General features: G+C 56.0%; 1 protein-coding gene. It reads right to left on the bottom strand.

Features of this window, described 5'->3' with window-relative positions; all coding sequences use genetic code 11:
* Window positions 1–47: 47 nt before the first annotated feature.
* The coding region (locus tag BN1115_RS22695; protein WP_042657689.1) for a hypothetical protein at window positions 48–234 on the bottom strand (187 nt) is incomplete at its 5' end.

The following is a 234-nucleotide window of genomic DNA, read 5'->3' as shown; positions in this document are numbered from 1 at the left end:
TGTCTGTCTGTCTGTCTGTTCTTGTCCTCTTTTCTGCTCCCCTTCGGTTATTGCGCCGCGCTCTTCTGAACGGTGCAACCCCTTGCCACCCTTTGCCTCATCTGCAAGCGGGCTGTATGCCTGCTGTTGCTGCGGGGGATTGCGCGCAGCTCATCACTCAGGGTTTGGCTATCAACATCCTGTAAGGCCTGTTGAGGCGTTCTGCGGGCAATAAAAAAGGATGCCGCAGCATCC

Origin of the sequence: Aeromonas allosaccharophila (assembly GCF_000819685.1) — a bacterium.
Taxonomy (GTDB): Bacteria; Pseudomonadota; Gammaproteobacteria; order Enterobacterales; family Aeromonadaceae; genus Aeromonas; species Aeromonas allosaccharophila.
This window is presented reverse-complemented; position numbering and strand designations above follow the sequence as displayed.